The 18,967-nt window shown below is 62.9% G+C and carries 18 protein-coding genes and 5 tRNA genes; 14 read left to right on the forward strand and 9 right to left on the reverse strand.

Annotation, left to right across the window (positions count from 1 at the left end; genetic code table 11):
* Positions 1-220: 220 nt before the first annotated feature.
* From C6A77_RS22920 to mgtE, 7 genes are all read left to right on the forward strand, one after another.
* Positions 221-1,456 carry an aspartate kinase gene (locus C6A77_RS22920; RefSeq protein ID WP_114171610.1) on the forward strand — a complete coding sequence of 412 codons (1,236 nt, stop codon included), beginning with the start codon at positions 221-223 and terminating at the stop codon, positions 1,454-1,456.
* 166 nt (positions 1,457-1,622) lie between these two features.
* Entirely contained in the window at positions 1,623-1,811 is a 189-nt protein-coding gene (csrA, locus tag C6A77_RS22925; protein WP_003254503.1) for a carbon storage regulator CsrA, read from the forward strand.
* Positions 1,812-1,883: 72 nt separating this feature from the next.
* Positions 1,884-1,974, forward strand: a tRNA-Ser gene (locus tag C6A77_RS22930).
* Positions 1,975-2,080: 106 nt separating this feature from the next.
* Positions 2,081-2,157, forward strand: a tRNA-Arg gene (locus tag C6A77_RS22935).
* A gap of 71 nt (positions 2,158-2,228) precedes the next feature.
* Positions 2,229-2,305 (forward strand) — tRNA-Arg (locus C6A77_RS22940).
* Positions 2,306-2,377: 72 nt separating this feature from the next.
* Positions 2,378-2,454, forward strand: a tRNA-Arg gene (locus C6A77_RS22945).
* Positions 2,455-2,885: 431 nt separating this feature from the next.
* Positions 2,886-4,328: a magnesium transporter gene (gene mgtE, locus C6A77_RS22950; protein ID WP_114171612.1), complete on the forward strand. Its 1,443-nt coding sequence runs from the start codon at positions 2,886-2,888 to the stop codon at positions 4,326-4,328.
* A gap of 74 nt (positions 4,329-4,402) precedes the next feature.
* Here mgtE and C6A77_RS22955 read toward each other — a convergent pair whose 3' ends face one another.
* On the reverse strand, positions 4,403-4,729 hold the full coding sequence (locus tag C6A77_RS22955; protein WP_003254499.1) for an Arc family DNA-binding protein: 327 nt from the start codon (positions 4,727-4,729) through the stop codon (positions 4,403-4,405).
* 345 nt (positions 4,730-5,074) lie between these two features.
* Here C6A77_RS22955 and phnN point away from each other — a divergent pair, with 345 nt between their 5' ends.
* The 3 genes from phnN to C6A77_RS22975 all read left to right on the forward strand — a co-directional run bounded on the left by phnN (position 5,075) and on the right by C6A77_RS22975 (position 6,899).
* Positions 5,075-5,668 (forward strand): phosphonate metabolism protein/1,5-bisphosphokinase (PRPP-forming) PhnN, encoded by a 594-nt coding sequence (gene phnN / locus C6A77_RS22965; RefSeq protein ID WP_114171616.1) that lies wholly within the window; start codon positions 5,075-5,077, stop codon positions 5,666-5,668.
* Positions 5,669-5,778: 110 nt separating this feature from the next.
* Positions 5,779-5,855: transfer RNA gene (locus C6A77_RS22970), tRNA-Arg, on the forward strand.
* Positions 5,856-5,900: 45 nt separating this feature from the next.
* A complete protein-coding gene (locus C6A77_RS22975; protein ID WP_114171618.1) occupies positions 5,901-6,899 on the forward strand; it encodes a sensor domain-containing diguanylate cyclase in 999 nt (332 codons plus the stop codon).
* Between the two features lie 179 nt (positions 6,900-7,078).
* Here the strand turns inward: C6A77_RS22975 and lpdA are convergent, their stop codons facing one another.
* From lpdA to C6A77_RS22995, 4 genes are read right to left on the reverse strand one after another with little or no spacing between them, the layout of a single operon-like run.
* Positions 7,079-8,458 (reverse strand): dihydrolipoyl dehydrogenase, encoded by a 1,380-nt coding sequence (lpdA, locus tag C6A77_RS22980; protein ID WP_114171620.1) that lies wholly within the window; start codon positions 8,456-8,458, stop codon positions 7,079-7,081.
* 2 nt (positions 8,459-8,460) lie between these two features.
* A complete protein-coding gene (locus tag C6A77_RS22985; protein ID WP_114171622.1) occupies positions 8,461-9,732 on the reverse strand; it encodes a dihydrolipoamide acetyltransferase family protein in 1,272 nt (423 codons plus the stop codon).
* Positions 9,733-10,791, reverse strand: coding sequence for an alpha-ketoacid dehydrogenase subunit beta (locus tag C6A77_RS22990; RefSeq protein ID WP_114171625.1), 1,059 nt, complete (start codon positions 10,789-10,791; stop codon positions 9,733-9,735).
* 1 nt (position 10,792) lies between these two features.
* Entirely contained in the window at positions 10,793-12,025 is a 1,233-nt protein-coding gene (locus C6A77_RS22995) for a 3-methyl-2-oxobutanoate dehydrogenase (2-methylpropanoyl-transferring) subunit alpha (protein WP_114171627.1), read from the reverse strand.
* Between the two features lie 198 nt (positions 12,026-12,223).
* Between C6A77_RS22995 and bkdR the strand changes: the two genes are divergently transcribed.
* Both bkdR and C6A77_RS23005 read left to right on the forward strand, forming a co-directional pair.
* Positions 12,224-12,709, forward strand: coding sequence for a Bkd operon transcriptional regulator BkdR (bkdR, locus tag C6A77_RS23000; protein WP_114171628.1), 486 nt, complete (start codon positions 12,224-12,226; stop codon positions 12,707-12,709).
* Positions 12,710-12,856: 147 nt separating this feature from the next.
* A complete protein-coding gene (locus C6A77_RS23005) occupies positions 12,857-14,197 on the forward strand; it encodes an MFS transporter (RefSeq protein ID WP_114171630.1) in 1,341 nt (446 codons plus the stop codon).
* A 150-nt stretch (positions 14,198-14,347) separates the two neighbouring features.
* On the opposite strand, the gene C6A77_RS23015 is transcribed toward C6A77_RS23005, so the two are convergent.
* The 4 genes from C6A77_RS23015 to flgA all read right to left on the reverse strand — a co-directional run bounded on the left by C6A77_RS23015 (position 14,348) and on the right by flgA (position 16,920).
* Positions 14,348-15,091: a flagellar brake protein gene (locus tag C6A77_RS23015; protein WP_114171633.1), complete on the reverse strand. Its 744-nt coding sequence runs from the start codon at positions 15,089-15,091 to the stop codon at positions 14,348-14,350.
* Positions 15,092-15,171: 80 nt separating this feature from the next.
* Positions 15,172-15,639, reverse strand: coding sequence for a flagellar protein FlgN (locus C6A77_RS23020; protein ID WP_114171635.1), 468 nt, complete (start codon positions 15,637-15,639; stop codon positions 15,172-15,174).
* Positions 15,640-15,688: 49 nt separating this feature from the next.
* A complete protein-coding gene (gene flgM / locus C6A77_RS23025; RefSeq protein ID WP_114171637.1) occupies positions 15,689-16,003 on the reverse strand; it encodes a flagellar biosynthesis anti-sigma factor FlgM in 315 nt (104 codons plus the stop codon).
* 164 nt (positions 16,004-16,167) lie between these two features.
* Positions 16,168-16,920 carry a flagellar basal body P-ring formation chaperone FlgA gene (gene flgA, locus C6A77_RS23030; protein WP_114171639.1) on the reverse strand — a complete coding sequence of 251 codons (753 nt, stop codon included), beginning with the start codon at positions 16,918-16,920 and terminating at the stop codon, positions 16,168-16,170.
* Positions 16,921-16,997: 77 nt separating this feature from the next.
* Between flgA and C6A77_RS23035 the strand changes: the two genes are divergently transcribed.
* Complete coding sequence (locus C6A77_RS23035; protein ID WP_114171641.1) at positions 16,998-17,927, forward strand: chemotaxis protein CheV; 930 nt, start codon at positions 16,998-17,000, stop codon at positions 17,925-17,927.
* Positions 17,928-17,978: 51 nt separating this feature from the next.
* Positions 17,979-18,806, forward strand: coding sequence for a protein-glutamate O-methyltransferase CheR (cheR, locus tag C6A77_RS23040; protein ID WP_114171643.1), 828 nt, complete (start codon positions 17,979-17,981; stop codon positions 18,804-18,806).
* The last annotated feature ends 161 nt before the right edge of the window (positions 18,807-18,967 follow it).

The following is an 18,967-nucleotide window of genomic DNA, read 5'->3' on the forward strand; positions in this document are numbered from 1 at the left end:
GGCGCCCCCCCTTCTTCGCGGGGGGGGGCCCCCCCCCCCCCCCCGGGCCCCCCCCCCCCCCCGGGGGCGCCCCCCCCCCCCCCCCCCCCCCCCCCCCGGGGGGGGCCCCCCCCCCCCCCCCCCCCCCCCCCCCGCGCGGGGGGGGGGGGGGGGCCCCCCCCCCCCCCGACCCAGGTTGGATTGTTTTTTGGGGCCCTGTATGGGCTGAGGCACCATTGAAATGGCGTTGATCGTACAGAAATTTGGCGGCACCTCTGTCGGTTCCATCGAGCGGATCGAGCAGGTAGCCGAAAAGGTCAAGAAACACCGTGAGGCGGGCGACGACCTGGTGGTTGTGTTGTCGGCCATGAGCGGTGAAACCAATCGCCTGATCGACCTGGCCAAGCAGATCACCGATCACCCGGTTCCGCGCGAGCTGGACGTGATCGTGTCGACCGGCGAGCAGGTCACCATCGCTCTGCTGGCCATGGCCCTGATCAAGCGCGGTGTGCCAGCGGTGTCCTACACCGGCAACCAGGTGCGCATCCTTACCGACAGTGCGCACAACAAGGCGCGCATCCTGCAGATCGACGACCAGAAGATTCGTGCCGACCTCAAGGAAGGCCGCGTGGTCGTGGTAGCGGGCTTCCAGGGTGTCGACGAGCACGGCAACATCACCACTCTGGGCCGTGGCGGCTCCGACACCACCGGCGTGGCCCTGGCGGCGGCGCTGAAGGCTGACGAGTGCCAGATCTACACCGATGTCGATGGCGTCTACACCACCGACCCGCGCGTTGTGCCGCAGGCCCGTCGCCTGGAGAAGATCACCTTCGAAGAGATGCTGGAAATGGCCAGCCTCGGTTCCAAGGTGCTGCAGATCCGTTCGGTGGAGTTCGCCGGCAAGTACAACGTTCCGCTGCGCGTGCTGCACAGCTTCAAGGAGGGTCCGGGTACCCTCATTACCATTGATGAAGAGGAATCCATGGAACAGCCGATCATTTCCGGTATCGCCTTCAACCGTGATGAAGCCAAGCTGACCATTCGCGGCGTGCCGGACACCCCGGGCGTGGCCTTCAAGATCCTCGGCCCGATCAGTGCCTCGAACATCGAGGTCGACATGATCGTGCAGAACGTCGCCCACGATAACACCACCGACTTCACCTTCACCGTACACCGCAACGAGTACGAGAAGGCGCAGAGCGTGCTGGAAAACACCGCCCGCGAAATTGGCGCCCGTGAAGTGATCGGCGACACCAAGATCGCCAAGGTCTCGATCGTCGGCGTCGGCATGCGTTCGCACGCCGGCGTTGCCAGCCGCATGTTCGAAGCCCTGGCCAAGGAGAGCATCAACATCCAGATGATCTCCACATCGGAAATCAAGGTTTCGGTGGTGATCGAGGAGAAGTACCTGGAGCTGGCCGTACGCGCGCTGCACACCGCGTTCGAACTTGACGCTCCGGCACGACAGAGCGAGTAATTCGCTGCCTGGAAGGGCGCGGCTTGCCGCGCCCTTCGCGTTTCTGCTCGCCACGCAGGCCCTGTCCTGCCCTGTGCGGCGAGTCACCCAGGGCCGAGTCGTCGTCCACGACCAGGCCGCGACACCCAAGACTGTTACCCCTGAATGTTTGTGTAAGGAGAAAGCTATGTTGATTCTGACTCGTCGGTGCGCCGAGAGCCTGATCATTGGAGACGGCGAGATCACCGTGACGGTGCTCGGCGTCAAGGGCAACCAGGTGCGTATTGGCGTCAGCGCGCCGAAAGAAGTGGCTGTGCACCGCGAGGAAATCTACCTGCGGATCAAGAAAGAGAAGGACGAGGAGCCAAGCCTTTAATTTTTTTGAAGTTTTTTTCAAAAAAAGGGTTGCAAACGAGGAAGAGCCTGTTTAATATTCGCCTCGTGTTGCGGTGAGGTGGCCGAGTGGCCGAAGGCGCTCCCCTGCTAAGGGAGTATACCTCATAAGGGTATCGGGGGTTCGAATCCCCCCTTCACCGCCATTATTCGCTTAGGGCGCTGTAAACGGTAAGAACGCTAAGTAGTTGATTTTAAACGAAAAAGTTCTTGCAAAAATGTTTCAGCGACCTATAATGCGCGGCAAGACACGGACTCATAGCTCAGCTGGATAGAGTACTCGGCTACGAACCGAGCGGTCGGAGGTTCGAATCCTCCTGAGTCCGCCACTTTTGAAGTGGCTTTGTTTGCAAGGCTGCTTCAAACAACCAGTGGTAACCTGGTCTAAAACTACCATCGCGGACTCATAGCTCAGCTGGATAGAGTACTCGGCTACGAACCGAGCGGTCGCAGGTTCGAATCCTGCTGAGTCCGCCACTTTTTGAAGTGGCTCTGCTTGCAAAGGCGCTTCAACAAACCAGTGGTAACCTGGTCTAAAACTACCACCACGGACTCATAGCTCAGCTGGATAGAGTACTCGGCTACGAACCGAGCGGTCGCAGGTTCGAATCCTGCTGAGTCCGCCATACCCAAACAAGAAGCCCGCTCAATTGAGCGGGCTTTTTGTTTTTCTGCGTCAATGAATTGTTGCTGATGTCGATCTAAGCTCTCCTGTAATGATTGTGGAGTAGCTTGGGACCGCTGGGCGGCCCCCGAACAGTCCAGGCACCGCAAACACATCCAGGCACATATCCAATGTGCTCCAACCGCCAGGCCCACCGTCGCACTGATAGCTTCGAGCGTTGTCCCAGCTTTATCACGCAAACGATTGTTCTGGCCAAAAATTTAAGCGATCTGACAGCTTCAGCAGTGTATGATTGCGCCCGTCAGCCCCGCCGGGGCTTGTGGAAAACCACCATGGACTTACCCAGTAGTTACTCGCTAACAAGATTCATACAGAAAGATCTGACCGATTGATTCTCCCGGCGTGCTCCGCTGCTGGGAGTGGAGTTCGCCTATGACTGAAGTAGAAGTAAAAAAAGCGCAAGAAAGCCTGCAGGATCGCCTGGCTCAGGTGGTCGAACTGCTGCAGCGCCAACGTGTGGTGGAAGATCTGACCCACCGCCAGGAAGGCGCTCACAACGACCTGGTGGAAAACCTGGTCCATCGCCAGAACCTCGTCGAGTTGCAACGCAAGCTCGATGACCTGCACCCCGCCGACATCGCCTATATCCTCGAAGCCTTGCCGCTGGAAGACCGCCTGACGGTCTGGCAGCTGGTACGCTCGGACCGCGACGGCGACATCCTGCTGGAAGTTTCCGACGCCGTGCGGCAATCGCTGATCGCCGACATGGACGATCACGAGCTGCTCGCCGCCGCCAAGGAGATGGACGCCGACGAACTGGCCGACCTGGCCCCCGAGCTGCCGCGTGACGTTGTTCACGAGCTGATGGAAACCCTCGATGCCCAGCAACGCGAGCGCGTGCGCTCGGCGCTGAGCTACGACGAGGAGCAGGTCGGTGCGCTGATGGACTTCGAGATGGTCACCATCCGCGAAGACGTCAGCCTGGAAGTCGTGTTGCGCTACCTGCGCCGCCTGAAAGAGCTGCCGAACCACACCGACAAACTGTTCGTGGTCGATTACGACGGCATTCTCAAGGGCGTGTTGCCGATCAAGCGGCTGTTGGTCAACGACCCGGAGAAGAAGGTGGCGGAGGTCATGGCGACCGACCCTGTGTCCTTCCAGCCCGAGGAAGATGCCTACGACGCTGCGCAAGCCTTCGAACGTTACGACCTGGTGTCGGCGCCTGTGGTCGACAAGGGCGGTCGCCTGATCGGCCGTCTGACCATTGACGAGATGGTCGACCTGATTCGTGAAGAAAGCGAAAGCGAAGTGCTGAGCATGGCCGGTCTGCGCGAAGAAGAAGACATCTTCGCCTCGGTCTGGCGTTCGTTCCGTAACCGTTGGGCCTGGCTGGCGATCAACCTGATCACGGCCTTCCTCGCTTCGCGGGTAATCGGGGTGTTCGAAGGCTCGATCGAGAAGCTGGTGGCGTTGGCTGCGTTGATGCCGATCGTGGCGGGGATTGGTGGTAACTCGGGTAACCAGACCATCACCATGATTGTCCGTGCCATGGCACTGGACCAGGTTTCGCCGGGCAACACCAGCCGCCTGATGCGCAAGGAACTGGCGGTGTCGCTGATCAACGGCCTGGTCTGGGGTGGCGTGATTGGTGCGGTGGCGTTCTGGCTGTATGGCAGCTGGTCGCTGGGGGTGGTGATGACCGGGGCGATGACCCTGAACCTGTTGCTGGCGGCGCTGATGGGCGTGCTGATCCCGATGACCCTGGCTCGGTTGGGCCGCGACCCGGCGATGGGGGCCAGTGTGATGATCACGGCCGTGACCGACAGTGGCGGCTTCTTCATCTTCCTCGGCCTGGCCACGCTGTTCCTGCTGTAACCCGATCTCCCGGGTGTGTGCAGCGCCCACAAAAAAGCCAGCTTTCGCTGGCTTTTTCGTGTTCGCTGCAAGCCTCAGGAGGCGTCGGCGGCCATTTCCACATCGTGAGCGATGAGGGCCACCAGCGCGTTCTGCTGGCGGTGGGACAGTTGGCGGAAGCGTTGCAGCAATTCGCGTTCATGCAGGGACAGTTCAGGGCTGTCCAGGCGCATGCTCAGCTCGTCACCCAGCGCGCCTTCCTGGATAAGGCTCTGTTCCAGGCGTGCGATGATTTCGGAGTTCATGCTGCGGTGATGGTTGCGCGCTACCTCGGCAATGCGCTCACGCATCCCGTCTGGCAGGCGGACGACGAACTTGTCAGCAGTGCGGCTCGAATAAATAGCCTGTTTCATTGGGCGCATATAAATTGACCGGATTTTGGTTCAGGGGAAGCGGTTCTCAAATTGGCCGCACGGGGTGGAAGTACGACCGTGGCGACGACAAAATGTTCAACCGTCTGGGAAAAATGGATGCTCATAGTGCCTCATGGTCGCCGTTTCCTTGGCGTCAATTCTGTGACAAATAGTGGGCTGGATAAAGGCTTTGTGCCAGTACCAATTATCAGAAATGAGTACTGGTTTGAAAAGTTTTACATGGCCCAGCTGTGCACGCCGTCAGTCTTTTGCCGCCAAAAACGGGTAAAAGGCAGTAAAGCATCGGTAAAAACCCTAAAATGCGCCGGTTTCCTTCCATAGAGCATAGTGGCTATGCAACATGACGCAAGCGACCACCGATCCAGGACGGGACGGCTGATATTTCTGATAGGACCGTCGGGCTCCGGGAAAGATTCCCTGATCGACGCTTGTCGCGAGCAGTTGGCAGCGGCCGGGGTGGAAATCGCCCGGCGGGTCATCACGCGCTCGGCCGAAGCCAAGGGTGAAGCCGCCCATGGGGTCACGCCCGAGCAGTTCGAAACACTGCGTGTGCAGGGCGCCTTTGCCATGCACTGGCGGGCCAATGGCCTGGATTACGGCATTCCGGTGCAAGTGGACCAGTGGCTGGCAGCGGGCAGGGCGGTGCTGGTGAACGGCTCGCGGGCTTATCTGGCCGAGGCACGCCAGCGCTACCCAGGCCTGTTGGCGGTGTTGGTCGAGGTCAGGCCCGAGGTGCTGCGCCAGCGCTTGCTGGCCCGCGGGCGGGAAAGCGCAGAGCAGGTCGAGCAGCGCCTGGCGCGCAGTGCGCAGCTGCAGGCGGTGACTGACCCGTCGGTGCGTGTGCTGGACAATTCCACCCATCTGGAAACAGCGGTCGCGGCATTGTTCGCGCTGCTACGGGATGAAGGCGTGCTGCCGCAGGTGTAGCATGGGCAGAAAAGGATTACGCGAAAAAGCCCGGTTCAGGCATGACAAATGGCGGCATGCTGGTTAACATGCTGGCCGTCCCGCTGTGCAGCGTTCGCTGCCGCGCTTGCGTCTCAGTAGCTCAATTGGATAGAGCATCCCCCTCCTAAGGGGAAGGTTGCAGGTTCAATTCCTGCCTGGGACGCCATTTCTCGTTTTCTCCCTCTTTGCTGGACAATCAGGAAGAGCGTCCATGAGTCAGGAAACCCGGCCGGTACCTGCCGGCTTCAGTGAGCAGCAGCTGCGTACCTTGTTCGAGCTGATCAGCGATGGCATCTGGGACTGGAATGCCAACACCGGCTACGTCTATCGCAACCCGGGCTGGTTCGCCATGCTCGGCTACCCCTGCCATTCCCTGGCCAATTCGGTGCTCACCTGGGAGAACGTGATTCACCCCGAGGACTACCCGCGGGTGATGGCGCATTTCGAGGCGTACATCAACCAGCGCAACGAACGTTACCTGATCGAATACCGCTGCCGCTGCCAGGACGGTAGCTACCTGTGGATCGAGGACAGCGGCTACATCATCGACCGTAACCCGGACGGCTCGGTGGCGCGCATGCTCGGCGCCCACCGCAACATCGATGCCGGCAAACGCCTGGTGGCGCAGCTGCAGCAGAAGAACCAGTCGCTGGAAAGCCAGGTGGCCGAACGCACCCGCGAGCTGTCGTGGGTGAACCAGCAGTTGCAGCGGCAACTGGATGAGAACCGCGAGCTGGCCGAGCGCGATGCCTTGACCCGGGTCGCCAACCGCTACCGGCTGGAAAACGTGCTGCAGCGGGAATGCCAGCGCGCCCAGCGCTTTCGCCAGCCGTTATCGCTGATTGCCATGGACCTGGATGACTTCAAGCCGATCAATGACCGTTATGGCCATGCCCAGGGTGACGCGGCGCTGGTGCGGGTGGTCGATAACCTGCGAACCTGCCTGCGCGAGCCGGACCTGCTGGCCCGTTGGGGCGGCGACGAGTTCGTCATCGTGCTGCCGCAAACCTCGCTGGGTGAGGCGCTGGAGGTGGCGGGGCGCTTGCGCCAGGTGCTCGAGCAGCTGGAGCCGGTGGGCGATTGCCGGCTGACCATGAGTTACGGCGTGGTGCAATGGCAGGAAGAGGATGACCCGCATGCGCTGCTGGCGCGTGCCGACCAGGCGCTGTACCGGGCCAAGGATGCTGGCAAGAACGCCATAGCCGAGTAGACCGAGCGGGCCTCTTCGCGGGTGAACCCGCTCCCACAGGTATGGCACAAGGCTCAAAGGCAGCACAAATCCTGTGGGAGCGGGTTTACCCGCGAAGAGGCCGGCACCGATTCAGGCATGAAAAAAGACCCGCGGCGCCTGGGGCGCAGCGGGCCAAATCGGCCTCGGCCGCTTCAGTGTCAGATATGCAGGGCGTGGCCCAGGGCGCGCAGTGCCGCTTCCTGTACCGCTTCACCCAGGGTCGGGTGGGCGTGGATGGTACCGGCCACGTCTTCCAGGCACGCGCCCATCTCCAGCGACTGGGCAAACGCTGTCGAAAGCTCGGAAACCGCTACGCCAACCGCCTGCCAGCCCAGGATCAGGTGGTTGTCGCGGCGCGCTACCACCCGCACGAAGCCGCTTTTCGCTTCCAGGCTCATGGCCCGGCCGTTGGCGGCAAACGGGAACTGCGCGACGATGCAGTCCAGCCCTTGCTGGCTGGCTTGCTCCGGGGTCTTGCCGACCACCACCACTTCCGGGTCGGTGAAGCACACCGCAGCAATCGCGCCGGGCTCGAAACGGCGTGCCTTGCCGGCGATGATCTCGGCAACCATTTCACCCTGGGCCATGGCCCGGTGCGCCAGCATCGGCTCGCCAGCCACGTCGCCGATGGCCCAGACGTTGCGCATGCTGGTTTGGCAGCGCTCGTCGATGGCGATGGCGGCGCCGTTCATCTTCAGGTCCAGGCATTCCAGGTTGAAACCTTGGGTGCGCGGCCGACGGCCCACGGCCACCAGCACCTGGTCGGCTTCCAGGCGCAGTTGCCCGCCCTGGCCATCGGCGGCCAGCAGGCAGCCGCCCTCGTAGCCTTCGACGCTGTGGCCCAGGTGCAGGGCGATGCCCAGCTTCTTCAGCGATTCGGCCACCGGCGCGGTCAGCTCGCTGTCGTAGGTCGGCAGGATGCGCTCGCGCGCTTCCACCACGCTGACCCGGGCGCCCAGCTTGCGGTAGGCGATGCCCAGTTCCAGGCCGATATAGCCGCCGCCCACCACCACCAGGTGCTGCGGCAAGGCTTTCGGCGCCAGGGCTTCGGTCGAGGAAATGATCGGCCCGCCCAGCGGCAGCATCGGCAGTTCGACGCTGCTGGAACCGGTGGCCAGCAACAGGTGCTCGCACTGGATGCGCTGGCCATCGACCTCGACCTGCTTGCCGTCGAGCACCTTGGCCCAGCCATGGATCACCTTGACCCCGTGCTTTTTCAGCAGGGCGGCCACGCCGGTGGTCAGGCGGTCGACGATACCGTCCTTCCAGGCCACGCTCTGGCTGATGTCCAGGCGCGGCGAGGCGACGCTGATACCCAGCGGCGAGGGTTCGGTAAAGCGCGCTGTCTGGTGGAACTGTTCGGCCACGTGGATCAGCGCTTTGGACGGGATGCAGCCGATGTTCAGGCAGGTCCCGCCCAGCGCCTGGCCTTCCACCAGCACGGTAGGGATGCCCAGTTGCCCGGCGCGGATGGCCGCGACATAGCCGCCAGGGCCGCCGCCGATGATCAACAGGGTAGTCTGGATAGTCTGTTGCATGCTCACTCCACGAACAGGCAGGCGGGTTGTTCGAGCAGGCCGCGCACGGCCTGGATGAACAGCGCGGCGTCCATGCCATCGACCACCCGGTGGTCGAACGAGCTGGACAGGTTCATCATCTTGCGCACGACGATCTGGCCGTCGATCACCACCGGCCGCTCGACCATGCGGTTGACGCCGACGATCGCCACTTCCGGGGTGTTGACCACTGGCGTGCTGACGATACCGCCCAGTGCGCCCAGGCTGGTCAGGGTGATGGTCGAACCTGACAACTCGTCGCGGCTGGCCTTGTTGTTGCGCGCGGCGTTGGCCAGGCGCGAAATCTCGCCGGCATTGGCCCACAGGCTGCCCGCTTCGGCATGGCGCAGCACCGGCACCATCAGGCCGTTGTCACCTTGGGTGGCGATGCCCACATGCACCGCACCGTGGCGGGTGATGACCTGGGCTTCGTCGTCATAGGTGGCGTTGATCTGCGGGAAGTCGCGCAGCGCCACGACCAGCGCACGAACCAGGAACGGCAGCAGGGTCAGTTTGCCGCGGCTGTCGCCGTGCTTGCTGTTGAGTTGCTGGCGCAGGGCTTCCAGGGCGGTGACGTCGATTTCTTCCACGTAGCTGAAGTGCGCGACCCGGCGCTTGGCGTCCTGCATGCGCTGGGCGATCTTGCGGCGCAGGCCGATCACTGGCACCTGCTCGCTGTCGGTGCGCTTGGCATAGCCGCTCGCTGCTTGCCCGGCGCTGCTCTGCGGCTTGCTCATGAAGGCGTCGAGGTCTTCGTGCAGGATGCGCCCGGCCGGGCCGCTGCCGTGCACGTAACGCAGTTCGATCCCGGCATCCAGGGCGCGCTTGCGCACCGCCGGCGAGGCCAGCGGCTTGTCGCCCGGCTGGCGCGGCACGATGGCGGCCGGCTCATGATTGGCGGGGGCCTGGCATGCAGCGGGCTTCACTTCCTGCTGCGCTTCTGGCTTGGCCACCACAGCGGCAGCCGGCGTTTCGGCGGCCTTGGTCTGCGGCGCATCGACATGGTTGCCGCTGCCTTCCACTTCGATGCGGATCAGCTCGCTGCCGACCGCCATCACTTCACCCGGCTGGCCACCCAGGGCCAGCACCTTGCCGCTGACCGGCGACGGGATTTCGACCGTGGCCTTGTCGGTCATGACGTCGGCCACTACCTGGTCTTCGGTGATCATGTCGCCGACCTTGACGAACCACTCGACCAACTCGACCTGCGCGATGCCTTCGCCGATGTCCGGCATCTTGATGACGTGCGTGCCCATTCAGACCTCCATGACCTTTTTCAATGCCGCACCTACCCGCGAAGGCCCTGGGAAGTAAGCCCATTCCTGTGCATGGGGGTAGGGGGTGTCCCAGCCGGTGACGCGCTCAATCGGCGCCTCCAGGTGGTGGAAGCAGTGCTCCTGCACCAGCGACACCAGTTCGGCACCGAAGCCGCAGGTACGGGTGGCCTCGTGCACCACCACGCAGCGGCCGGTCTTTTTCACCGACTCGACGATGGTGTCCAGGTCCAGCGGCCACAGGCTGCGCAGGTCGATGACTTCGGCATCGACACCGCTTTCTTCGGCGGCCACCTGGGCCACGTACACGGTGGTGCCGTAGGTCAGCACGGTCACGTCATTGCCCGGGCGGGTAATCGCCGCCTTGTCCAGCGGCACGGTGTAGTAGCCGTCCGGTACGGCGCTGTGCGGGTGCTTCGACCACGGGGTTACCGGGCGGTCGTGGTGGCCGTCGAACGGGCCGTTGTACAGGCGCTTGGGTTCGAGGAAGATCACCGGGTCATCGCATTCGATCGAGGCGATCAGCAAACCCTTGGCGTCATACGGGTTGGACGGCATGACGGTGCGCAGGCCGCAGACCTGGGTGAACATCGCTTCCGGGCTCTGGCTGTGGGTCTGGCCGCCATAGATGCCGCCACCGCAAGGCATGCGCAGGGTCAGCGGGGCGATGAATTCGCCGGCCGAACGGTAACGCAGGCGCGCCATTTCCGAAACGATCTGGTCGGAGGCCGGGTAGAAGTAGTCGGCGAACTGGATTTCCACTACCGGGCGCAGGCCGTAGGCCCCCATGCCCACGGCGGTACCGACGATGCCGCTTTCCGAGATCGGCGCGTCGAACACGCGCGATTTGCCGTACTTGTTCTGCAGGCCTTCGGTGCAGCGGAACACGCCGCCGAAGTAACCGACGTCCTGGCCGTAGATCACCACGTTGTCGTCGCGCTCGAGCATGACATCCATGGCTGAGCGCAGAGCCTGGATCATGGTCATGGTAGTGGTGGCCATGGCGGTTTCCGGGTTGATGCTGTTGTTGTGGTCGTTCATCTCAAACCCCCAGTTCCTGGCGTTGACGGCGCAGGTGGTCGGGCATTTCCTTGTACACGTCCTCGAACATCGAGGCGGCACTCGGGATGTGACCGTTGGCCAAGGTGCCGTACTGCTCGGCTTCCTTCTGCGCGGCGATGACTGCGGCTTCGAATTCGGCAGTGGTGGCCTGGTGTTCTTCCTCGGACCAGTGGCCGATCTTGATCAGGTGCTGTTTCAGGCGGGCGATCGGGTCGCCCAGCGGGAAGTGGCTCCAGTCATCGGCAGGGCGGTACTTGGACGGGTCGTCCGAAGTCGAGTGCGGGCCCGCGCGGTAGGTGACCCACTCGATCAGCGAAGGGCCGAGGCCACGGCGGGCGCGTTCGGCGGCCCAGCGCGAGGCGGCGTACACGGCGACGAAGTCGTTGCCATCAACCCGCAGCGAGGCGATGCCGCAACCGACGCCACGGCCGGCGAAGGTGGTCTGCTCGCCACCGGCGATGGCCTGGAACGTGGAGATCGCCCACTGGTTGTTGACCACGTTGAGGATCACCGGCGCGCGGTACACGTGGGCGAAGGTGAGGGCAGTGTGGAAGTCCGATTCGGCGGTGGCGCCGTCGCCGATCCAGGCCGAAGCGATCTTGGTATCGCCCTTGATCGCCGAGGCCATGGCCCAGCCGACCGCCTGCACGAACTGGGTCGCCAGGTTGCCGCTGATGGTGAAGAAGCCGGCTTCGCGCACCGAGTACATGATCGGCAGCTGGCGGCCCTTGAGCGGGTCGCGCTCGTTGGACAGCAGTTGGCAGATCATCTCGACCAGCGATACGTCGCGGGCCATCAGAATGCTTTGCTGGCGGTAGGTCGGGAAGCACATGTCGCTGCGGTTGAGCGCCAGGGCCTGGGCGCTGCCGATGGCTTCCTCACCCAGGCTCTGCATGTAGAAGGACATTTTCTTCTGGCGCTGGGCTACCACCATGCGGCTGTCGAAGATCCGCGTCTTGAGCATGGCGCGCATGCCCTGGCGGAGGATTTCCGGGTCGATGTCTTCGGCCCACGGGCCTTGGGCGTTGCCGTGCTCGTCGAGCACCCGCACCAGGCTGTAGGAAAGGTCGGCGGTGTCGGCAGCGTCGACATCCACAGGGGGCTTGCGAACCTGGCCTGCATCGTTCAGGCGCAGGTAGGAAAAATCGGTCTGGCAGCCTGGCCGGCCGGTGGGCTCGGGCACATGCAAACGCAGGGGGGCGTACTCGTTCATGCTTTTTACGCTCGCTCGGGTATTTGTTTTTGTGAGCTCTGAAGCGGTCGCCGCTGAGTACCGGCTTGTGACTGGTAAGTCAGCGTCCCCTACATCTTAGTGGCCCGGCAGGAGAATTTTTCTCTCAAGTTGATTGCCTTTGTCGCGCAGGCCAGATAAATATTCCTTATAACCACAAGAAACCGGTGATTTTGTCTCATGCGCAAACTCGATCGTACCGATATCGGCATTCTCAACAGCCTGCAGGAAAACGCTCGCATCACCAACGCCGAGTTGGCGCGTTCGGTGAACCTGTCGCCGACGCCGTGCTTCAACCGGGTCAAGGCGATGGAAGAGCTGGGCGTGATTCGCCAGCAGGTGACCTTGCTGTCGCCCCAGGTGCTGGGCCTGGATGTGAATGTGTTCATCCATGTCAGCCTGGAGAAGCAGGTGGAGCAGGCATTGCACCGCTTCGAAGAAGAAATCGCCGAACGGCCCGAGGTGATGGAATGCTACCTGATGACCGGTGACCCGGATTACCTGCTGCGGGTGCTGTTGCCGAGCATTCAGGCGCTGGAGCGGTTTCTCGATTACCTGACGCGGTTGCCCGGTGTGGCCAACATCCGTTCCAGCTTTGCCTTGAAACAGGTGCGCTACAAGACCGCGCTGCCGTTGCCGGCCAATGGCATGAACCTGCGGGAATAGTGGTTGCCGGCGCAAGCCTGATCGCGACACGACCTGCACCGGACACGCCGCGCTAGCGGCAAATCCTTCAAGGGGGCCTGCGCCGCGCGGTTTTTGCCCTTATGCTTCTAGCACCCCGCCACCTGACCAGGGAGCTTCACGGGACGTATGCGAAATATATGGAAGCCGTTTCAGTCGTTGTATTTCGCCGCGCTGATGATGTTGATCGGCTCGGGCCTGCTCAGTACCTACCTGGCCCTGCGCCTGGCGGCCGACCATGTCGACAGCCTGTGGGTCGGTGCCTTGATGGCTGCCAACTACTTCGGCCTGGCGGTTGGCGGCAAGGTCGGCCACCGCTTGATTGGCCGGGTCGGGCACATACGCGCCTACGCTACCTGCGCCGGTATCGTCGGCGCGGCGGTGCTCGGCCACGGCCTGACCAACTGGTTGCCCGCTTGGGTCGGGCTGCGGATGATCGTCGGCCTGGGGATGATGTGCCAATACATGGTCATCGAGAGCTGGCTCAACGAACAGGCCGATGTGAAGCACCGCGGCGCGGTGTTCAGCGGCTACATGATCGCCTCGTACCTGGGCCTGGTGCTCGGCCAGCTGATTCTGGTGGTGCACCCGCAACTCGGCCCTGAGCTGCTGATGCTGGTGGCCATGTGCTTTGCCTTGTGCCTGGTGCCGGTGGCGATGACCCGGCGCATTCACCCGGCGCCCTTGCGCCCGGCGCCGATGGAGCCGAAATTCTTCATCAAGCGCGTGCCGCAATCGCTCAGTACGGTGCTGGGCTCGGGGTTGATCGTCGGTTCGTTCTACGGCCTGGCGCCGTTGTATGCGTCCAGCCAGGGGATGAGCACCGAGCAGATCGGTCTGTTCATGGGTAGCTGCATCTTTGCCGGCCTGCTGGTGCAATGGCCGCTGGGGTGGCTGTCTGACCGCTACGACCGGGCGGTGCTGATCCGCAGCGTGGCGGTCGGCCTGGCGTTGGCCTCGGCGCCGTTGGCGCTGCTGCCCAGCGTGCCGCTGGAATTGCTGTTCGGTATGGGCTTCGTGATTTCCTTGCTGCAGTTCTGCCTGTACCCGTTGGCGGTGGCGTTTTCCAACGACCATGTGGAAAGCGAGCGGCGGGTGTCGCTGACCGCGATGTTGCTGGTGACCTATGGCGTTGGCGCGTGCATCGGGCCGTTGGCGGCGGGCGTGCTGATGAAGGTGCTGGGGGCACAGATGCTGTATGCCTTCTTCGTGTTCTTCGCGCTGGTGCTGGTGTGGCGTATCCGGCCGAAGGCGGTTACCGGGCTGCACCAGGTGCAGGACGCGCCGTTGGGCCATGTGGCGATGCCGGCAGCCGGTTCGCCATTGTCGGCGGCGCTGGACCCACGGGTGGATGAGCAGACCGTGCAGGACATGATGCAGGCGCCGGTGGCGGCCGAGGATACCGAGGCGGAGGACAAGGACGCCGAGCGCCGGGCAACTGAAGCTGAGGAAGCCAGCAAGTCGGTGTAAGCCTGTGCCGGCCTCTTCGCGGGCATGCCCGCTCCCACAGCGATAGCGTATTGCCTGTGGGAGCGGGCGCGCCCGCGAAGGGGCCGGTACAGGAAGATCACAAACGAAAACGCCACCTCGAAAGGTGGCGTTTGTGCATTCAGCCGACGCTCAATAATCGTCTTTGTCGAACCGCCGCGCCTCACGCTGCAGCTGGTACACAAAGCTCTCGATCTTGCGTTGGGCCTGCCCGTTGAGGTTATGGAAGCGCACACCGGCAAAGGTGGTGTTGATGCGTTCTTCGAAGTGCAGGTGGCGCAGCTCGACCATGGTATCGACCAGGCCCAGCGGGTTGCCCGCCTTGAAGCGTTCGTACACCTGGCCCAGTTGCAGGCGGTCCTCGACATTGCCCTCGAAACGCAGCTTGCAACCGGTGGCGGAGATATCCAGCAACTTGCCACGCAGCGCGCCGTTGCCCTTGAGGTGGGTGCCATCGAGGATGACGTCGACCAGCTGCGACAGCTTCAGCGCGGCGCGGAAGGCGTTGCGGCGCTGGTGGTAGGTCATCTCTTCGGGCATGGCGCCGCGGTAGCAGCGGTGGCCGTCGACTTCACTGATGCGCAACCCGTGGTTGCAGTCCCAGGCGATGCGCACGCCATCGTGGAAGCCTTCGACACGGAAGTGTTCACCGTTCTCGATGAATTTCTCACCGTCACGGGGGATCATCTCGTCCAGCGCCAGGGTGTTGCTTTCACGGTCCACGTGCACCACGTAGCTCTGGAAGCGCTGGCTGCGGTCATGGAAGGTGATGATCAGGGGGTCGTGGCTTTCCTGTAGCTGCCGCAGGTTGGCCGCAATCTCCAAAGGGGTGTTCAGCACCTTTGGCGGCTGCGGGGCATCGGATTCATTGAACACGGCTTATCGTTCTCCAGGCAAAAGCGACACACGCAATTAACGGCATTTTGCCAGTATGTGCCGTGCCTTGACAGAAAAAATCACACTTGGCTGAGCGCCCGTGGCTTGGCCAGCGGCGAGGTGCTGCCACGGCTGTCGTAGAGCGACGGAGAGTCGCCGCCCATGAGGATGCGGATCTGGTTGTTGGTGACGTGGTGCTGCACCTGGATGATCCGGCCATTGGTCTCGTTGAGTTGCTGGCAGGCCTGCATCAACTGGCTGATCACTTCGAGTTGCTGCAGCAGCAGTGCGCCGTTCGGCGATTGTGCCGCCACGGCCTCCACCCCGGCGCGATTGGCGCTCAGGCCAAGGCTGAGGAGCAGGTTGTTGCGCCGCAGGCCTTGCTGCTCGAGCAGCACGATCAAGGATTGCTTGCGCGCCAGGATGTTCTCCAGTGGCGCCATATCCCGGCCATGCAGGGCGACGGCTTCCTTCTGTAGAAGGTCGAGCAGCTCCTGCAGCGGGGCAATGTCATCTTCGATCAGTTGCAGCAAGGTGGTGTCGTGCATGGCTAACTCTTGGCTTGTCTGGCGTCCATGAAGTCAGCGCGCCGAACGGTCAGCGCTGGGCTTCGAAATCGAGCAGTTTGCTCGCGACCCGGCCGGCATCGACCTGGTAGCTGCCGTCGGCGATCGCCTGTTTCAACTGGGCCACACGGGCACTGTTGACCACTGGCTCGTCGCGCAGCTTGTCGCTGATCTTCTGCAACTGCTGTGCCTCTGGGCTGAGGTGTACCGCTTCTCCGCTGGCGCTGGTGGCGGCAGCCGCTTCCTGGCCAGCTGCCGGTTTTTCGGCGCTGCCGGACGCGCTGTTGCCGCGTACGCCGCCCGTGACGGACGGAGAGTTATTCAAACGACTGAAGTCGATGACCATGATCAGAAACCTCTGGGTATTTGGACGCTTGCCTTGTTTTCGGCCAACCCGAAAGAAACTTTAGGCACAAATGCATAGCCGCCTGTCAGCAAGCTCGCGAACCCGTTTTCTGACACAGTTTAGGAAAAGCGGTTCCCCACCGCCAGTTTAAATCCCCAGGCCCGCTACATGCTGACCTCGACCTGGCCGGGGCCGGTCACCCTGGCCTTGACCACCCGTTTGGAATTGAGGTTGCGCACCCGAATCTGCTCGCTCAGGCCGCCCTTGCTCAGGGCTTCGCCGGGCATGCGCACGCTCAGGCTGCCGCTGCGGGCGATGATCACCACGTGGTCGCCCTTGCGTACCACTTCGGCCTGCTCCAGATGTTGCGGGGTCAGCACCTGGTCGATCACCGTGGGGCGCAGCATCTTCATGCCCACCGCCTGCTCCAGTTCGGTCAGAAAGCCCTGGCCCAGGGTGCCGACATCGCGTTCGCGCAGGGCCACGTCGCCTTCGCCGACCACGTTGTCGCGCTTGAGCGGGCGGGTCATCACCACCACCTCGCGGAACAGCCGCACGGTGGCCGGCACGAACACCGTCCACGGCGCACTGCTGTCGCAGCGCACCTTGACCGTGACCCGGCCCAGCGGTTGCGCCGGGCTTTCCAGCGAGGCGTCCAGTTGCTGGCTGCACAATGGCATGCGCAGCCGCGGGTCCAGCGGGTTGACCTGGATTTCGTAGCGGCCAGGGGTCTGCGTGGTGGCCAGATAATCTTCGACGCTGAATTCAAGAAACCCTTGGGTGACACCGATAAGCTGTTCAGGCAAGGTAAAAGCGTCCGCCAACGTGCGAACGCCTGGCAGCAGCAGGCAGAGCATGGCCAGCGAGCCAGTCAGCAGGCGCGTCAATCGTCGGGAAAATGTCGTTTTCGTGTACATGACGCTCAAAAAAGCAAAGCCCGTGCCGACTTGCTGGTTGAGTGGCAGCGAAAGGCTGAAACATAAAGGAGTCTCGCATGGCAGGTGTGATGGATTCGGTCAACCAGCGCACGCAGCTGGTGGGGCAGAATCGCCTGGAATTGCTGCTGTTTCGCCTCAATGGCGAACAGCTCTACGGCATCAACGTATTCAAGGTGAGGGAAGTGCTGCAGTGCCCTGCGCTGACCTTGCTGCCCAGGGCGCACCCGGTGGTGCGTGGCGTTGCCAATATCCGTGGGGCAACCATCCCGATCCTCGACCTGTCGATGGCCACCGGGTTGCGACCGCTGCAGGAAGACACGCGCAACAGCTTCGTGATCATCACCGAGTACAACACCAAGACCCAGGGCTTCCTGGTGCATTCGGTGGAGCGCATCGTCAACATGAACTGGGAAGAGATCCATCCGCCACCCAAGGGGACCGGCCGCGACCATTACCTGACGGCGGTCACCCGGGTGGACAACCGCATGGTCGAGATCATCGATGTCGAGAAGGTGCTGGCCGAAGTGGCGCCGTCCTCCGAGTCGGTGTCGGCCGGGGTGGTCGATGCCGAGGTGCAGGACAAGGCCGTGCTGCTGCGGGTGCTCACCGTCGACGACTCGTCGGTGGCACGCAAGCAGGTCAGCCGTTGCCTGCAGACCGTGGGTGTCGAAGTGCTGGCGCTCAATGACGGCCGTCAGGCCCTGGAATACCTGCGCAAGCTGGTGGACGAGGGCAAGAAGCCGGAAGAAGAATTCCTGATGATGATCTCGGATATTGAAATGCCGGAGATGGACGGCTATACGCTTACAGCAGAGATCCGCAGTGATCCGCGCATGCAAAAGCTGCATATCTGCCTGCATACTTCGCTGTCCGGGGTATTCAACCAGGCAATGGTCAAGAAGGTCGGTGCCGATGACTTCCTGGCCAAGTTCAAACCGGATGACCTCGCCCAGCGCGTGGTCGACCGGATCAAGGCAACGCATTGAAGCCGCCGGGGGCTGGCCCCCGGCACCAGTGATTGAAAAGAGGCGGCAGTAGTGTCTACGGGTAATTTGGATTTCGAACAGTTCCGGGTGTTCCTGGAGAAAGCCTGTGGCATCCTGCTGGGCGAGAATAAGCAGTACCTGGTCTCCAGCCGTCTCAACAAGCTGATGGAGCAACAGGGCATCAAGAGCCTGGGCGAGCTGGTGCAGCGTATCCAGGCCCAGCCGCGTGGCGGCCTGCGCGAGCAGGTGGTGGATGCCATGACCACCAACGAGACCCTGTGGTTTCGCGATACCTACCCATTCGAGGTGCTGAAGAACAAGGTGATCCCGGAGTTCATCCGCGGCAACCCTGGCCAGCGCCTGCGCATGTGGTCGGCGGCCTGTTCCTCGGGGCAGGAGCCGTACTCCATCTCGATGGCCATCGACGAGTTCGAGCGTGGCAACCTCGGCCAGCTGAAGATGGGTGCGCAGATCGTTGCCACCGACCTTTCCGGCACCATGTTGACCAACTGCAAGACCGGTGAGTACGACAGCCTGGCGATTGCCCGCGGCCTGTCCCAGGAGCGCCTGCAGCGCTATTTCGACACCAAGGGGCCGGGGCGCTGGGCAGTCAAGCCGGCGATTCGCAGCCGCGTCGAGTTTCGCGCCTTCAACCTGCTCGACAGCTATGCCAGCCTGGGCAAGTTCGATGTGGTGTTCTGCCGTAACGTGCTGATCTACTTCTCGGCGCAGGTGAAGAAGGACATCCTGTTGCGCATTCACAGCACCTTGAAGCCGGGTGGCTATCTGTTCCTCGGCGCCTCCGAGGCGCTGAACGGGTTGCCGGACCATTACCAGATGGTCCAGTGCAGCCCGGGGATCATCTACCAGGCCAAGTAAGGCTCGAGGCCGGCAGCGCAAGTTGCCGGCCTTTTTGTTACCTGTGCCGGGCCCGGGGGGGGGGGGACCCCCCCCCCAAGGGGGGGGGGGGGGGCGGGGGGGGGGCGGGCGCGCCCCCGGAGACGCCCGCCCAGGCCCGGGTGCCCGGGCGGGGATTTTTT

Origin of the sequence: Pseudomonas sp. AFG_SD02_1510_Pfu_092 (assembly GCF_003331055.1) — a bacterium.
GTDB lineage: Bacteria > Pseudomonadota > Gammaproteobacteria > Pseudomonadales > Pseudomonadaceae > Aquipseudomonas.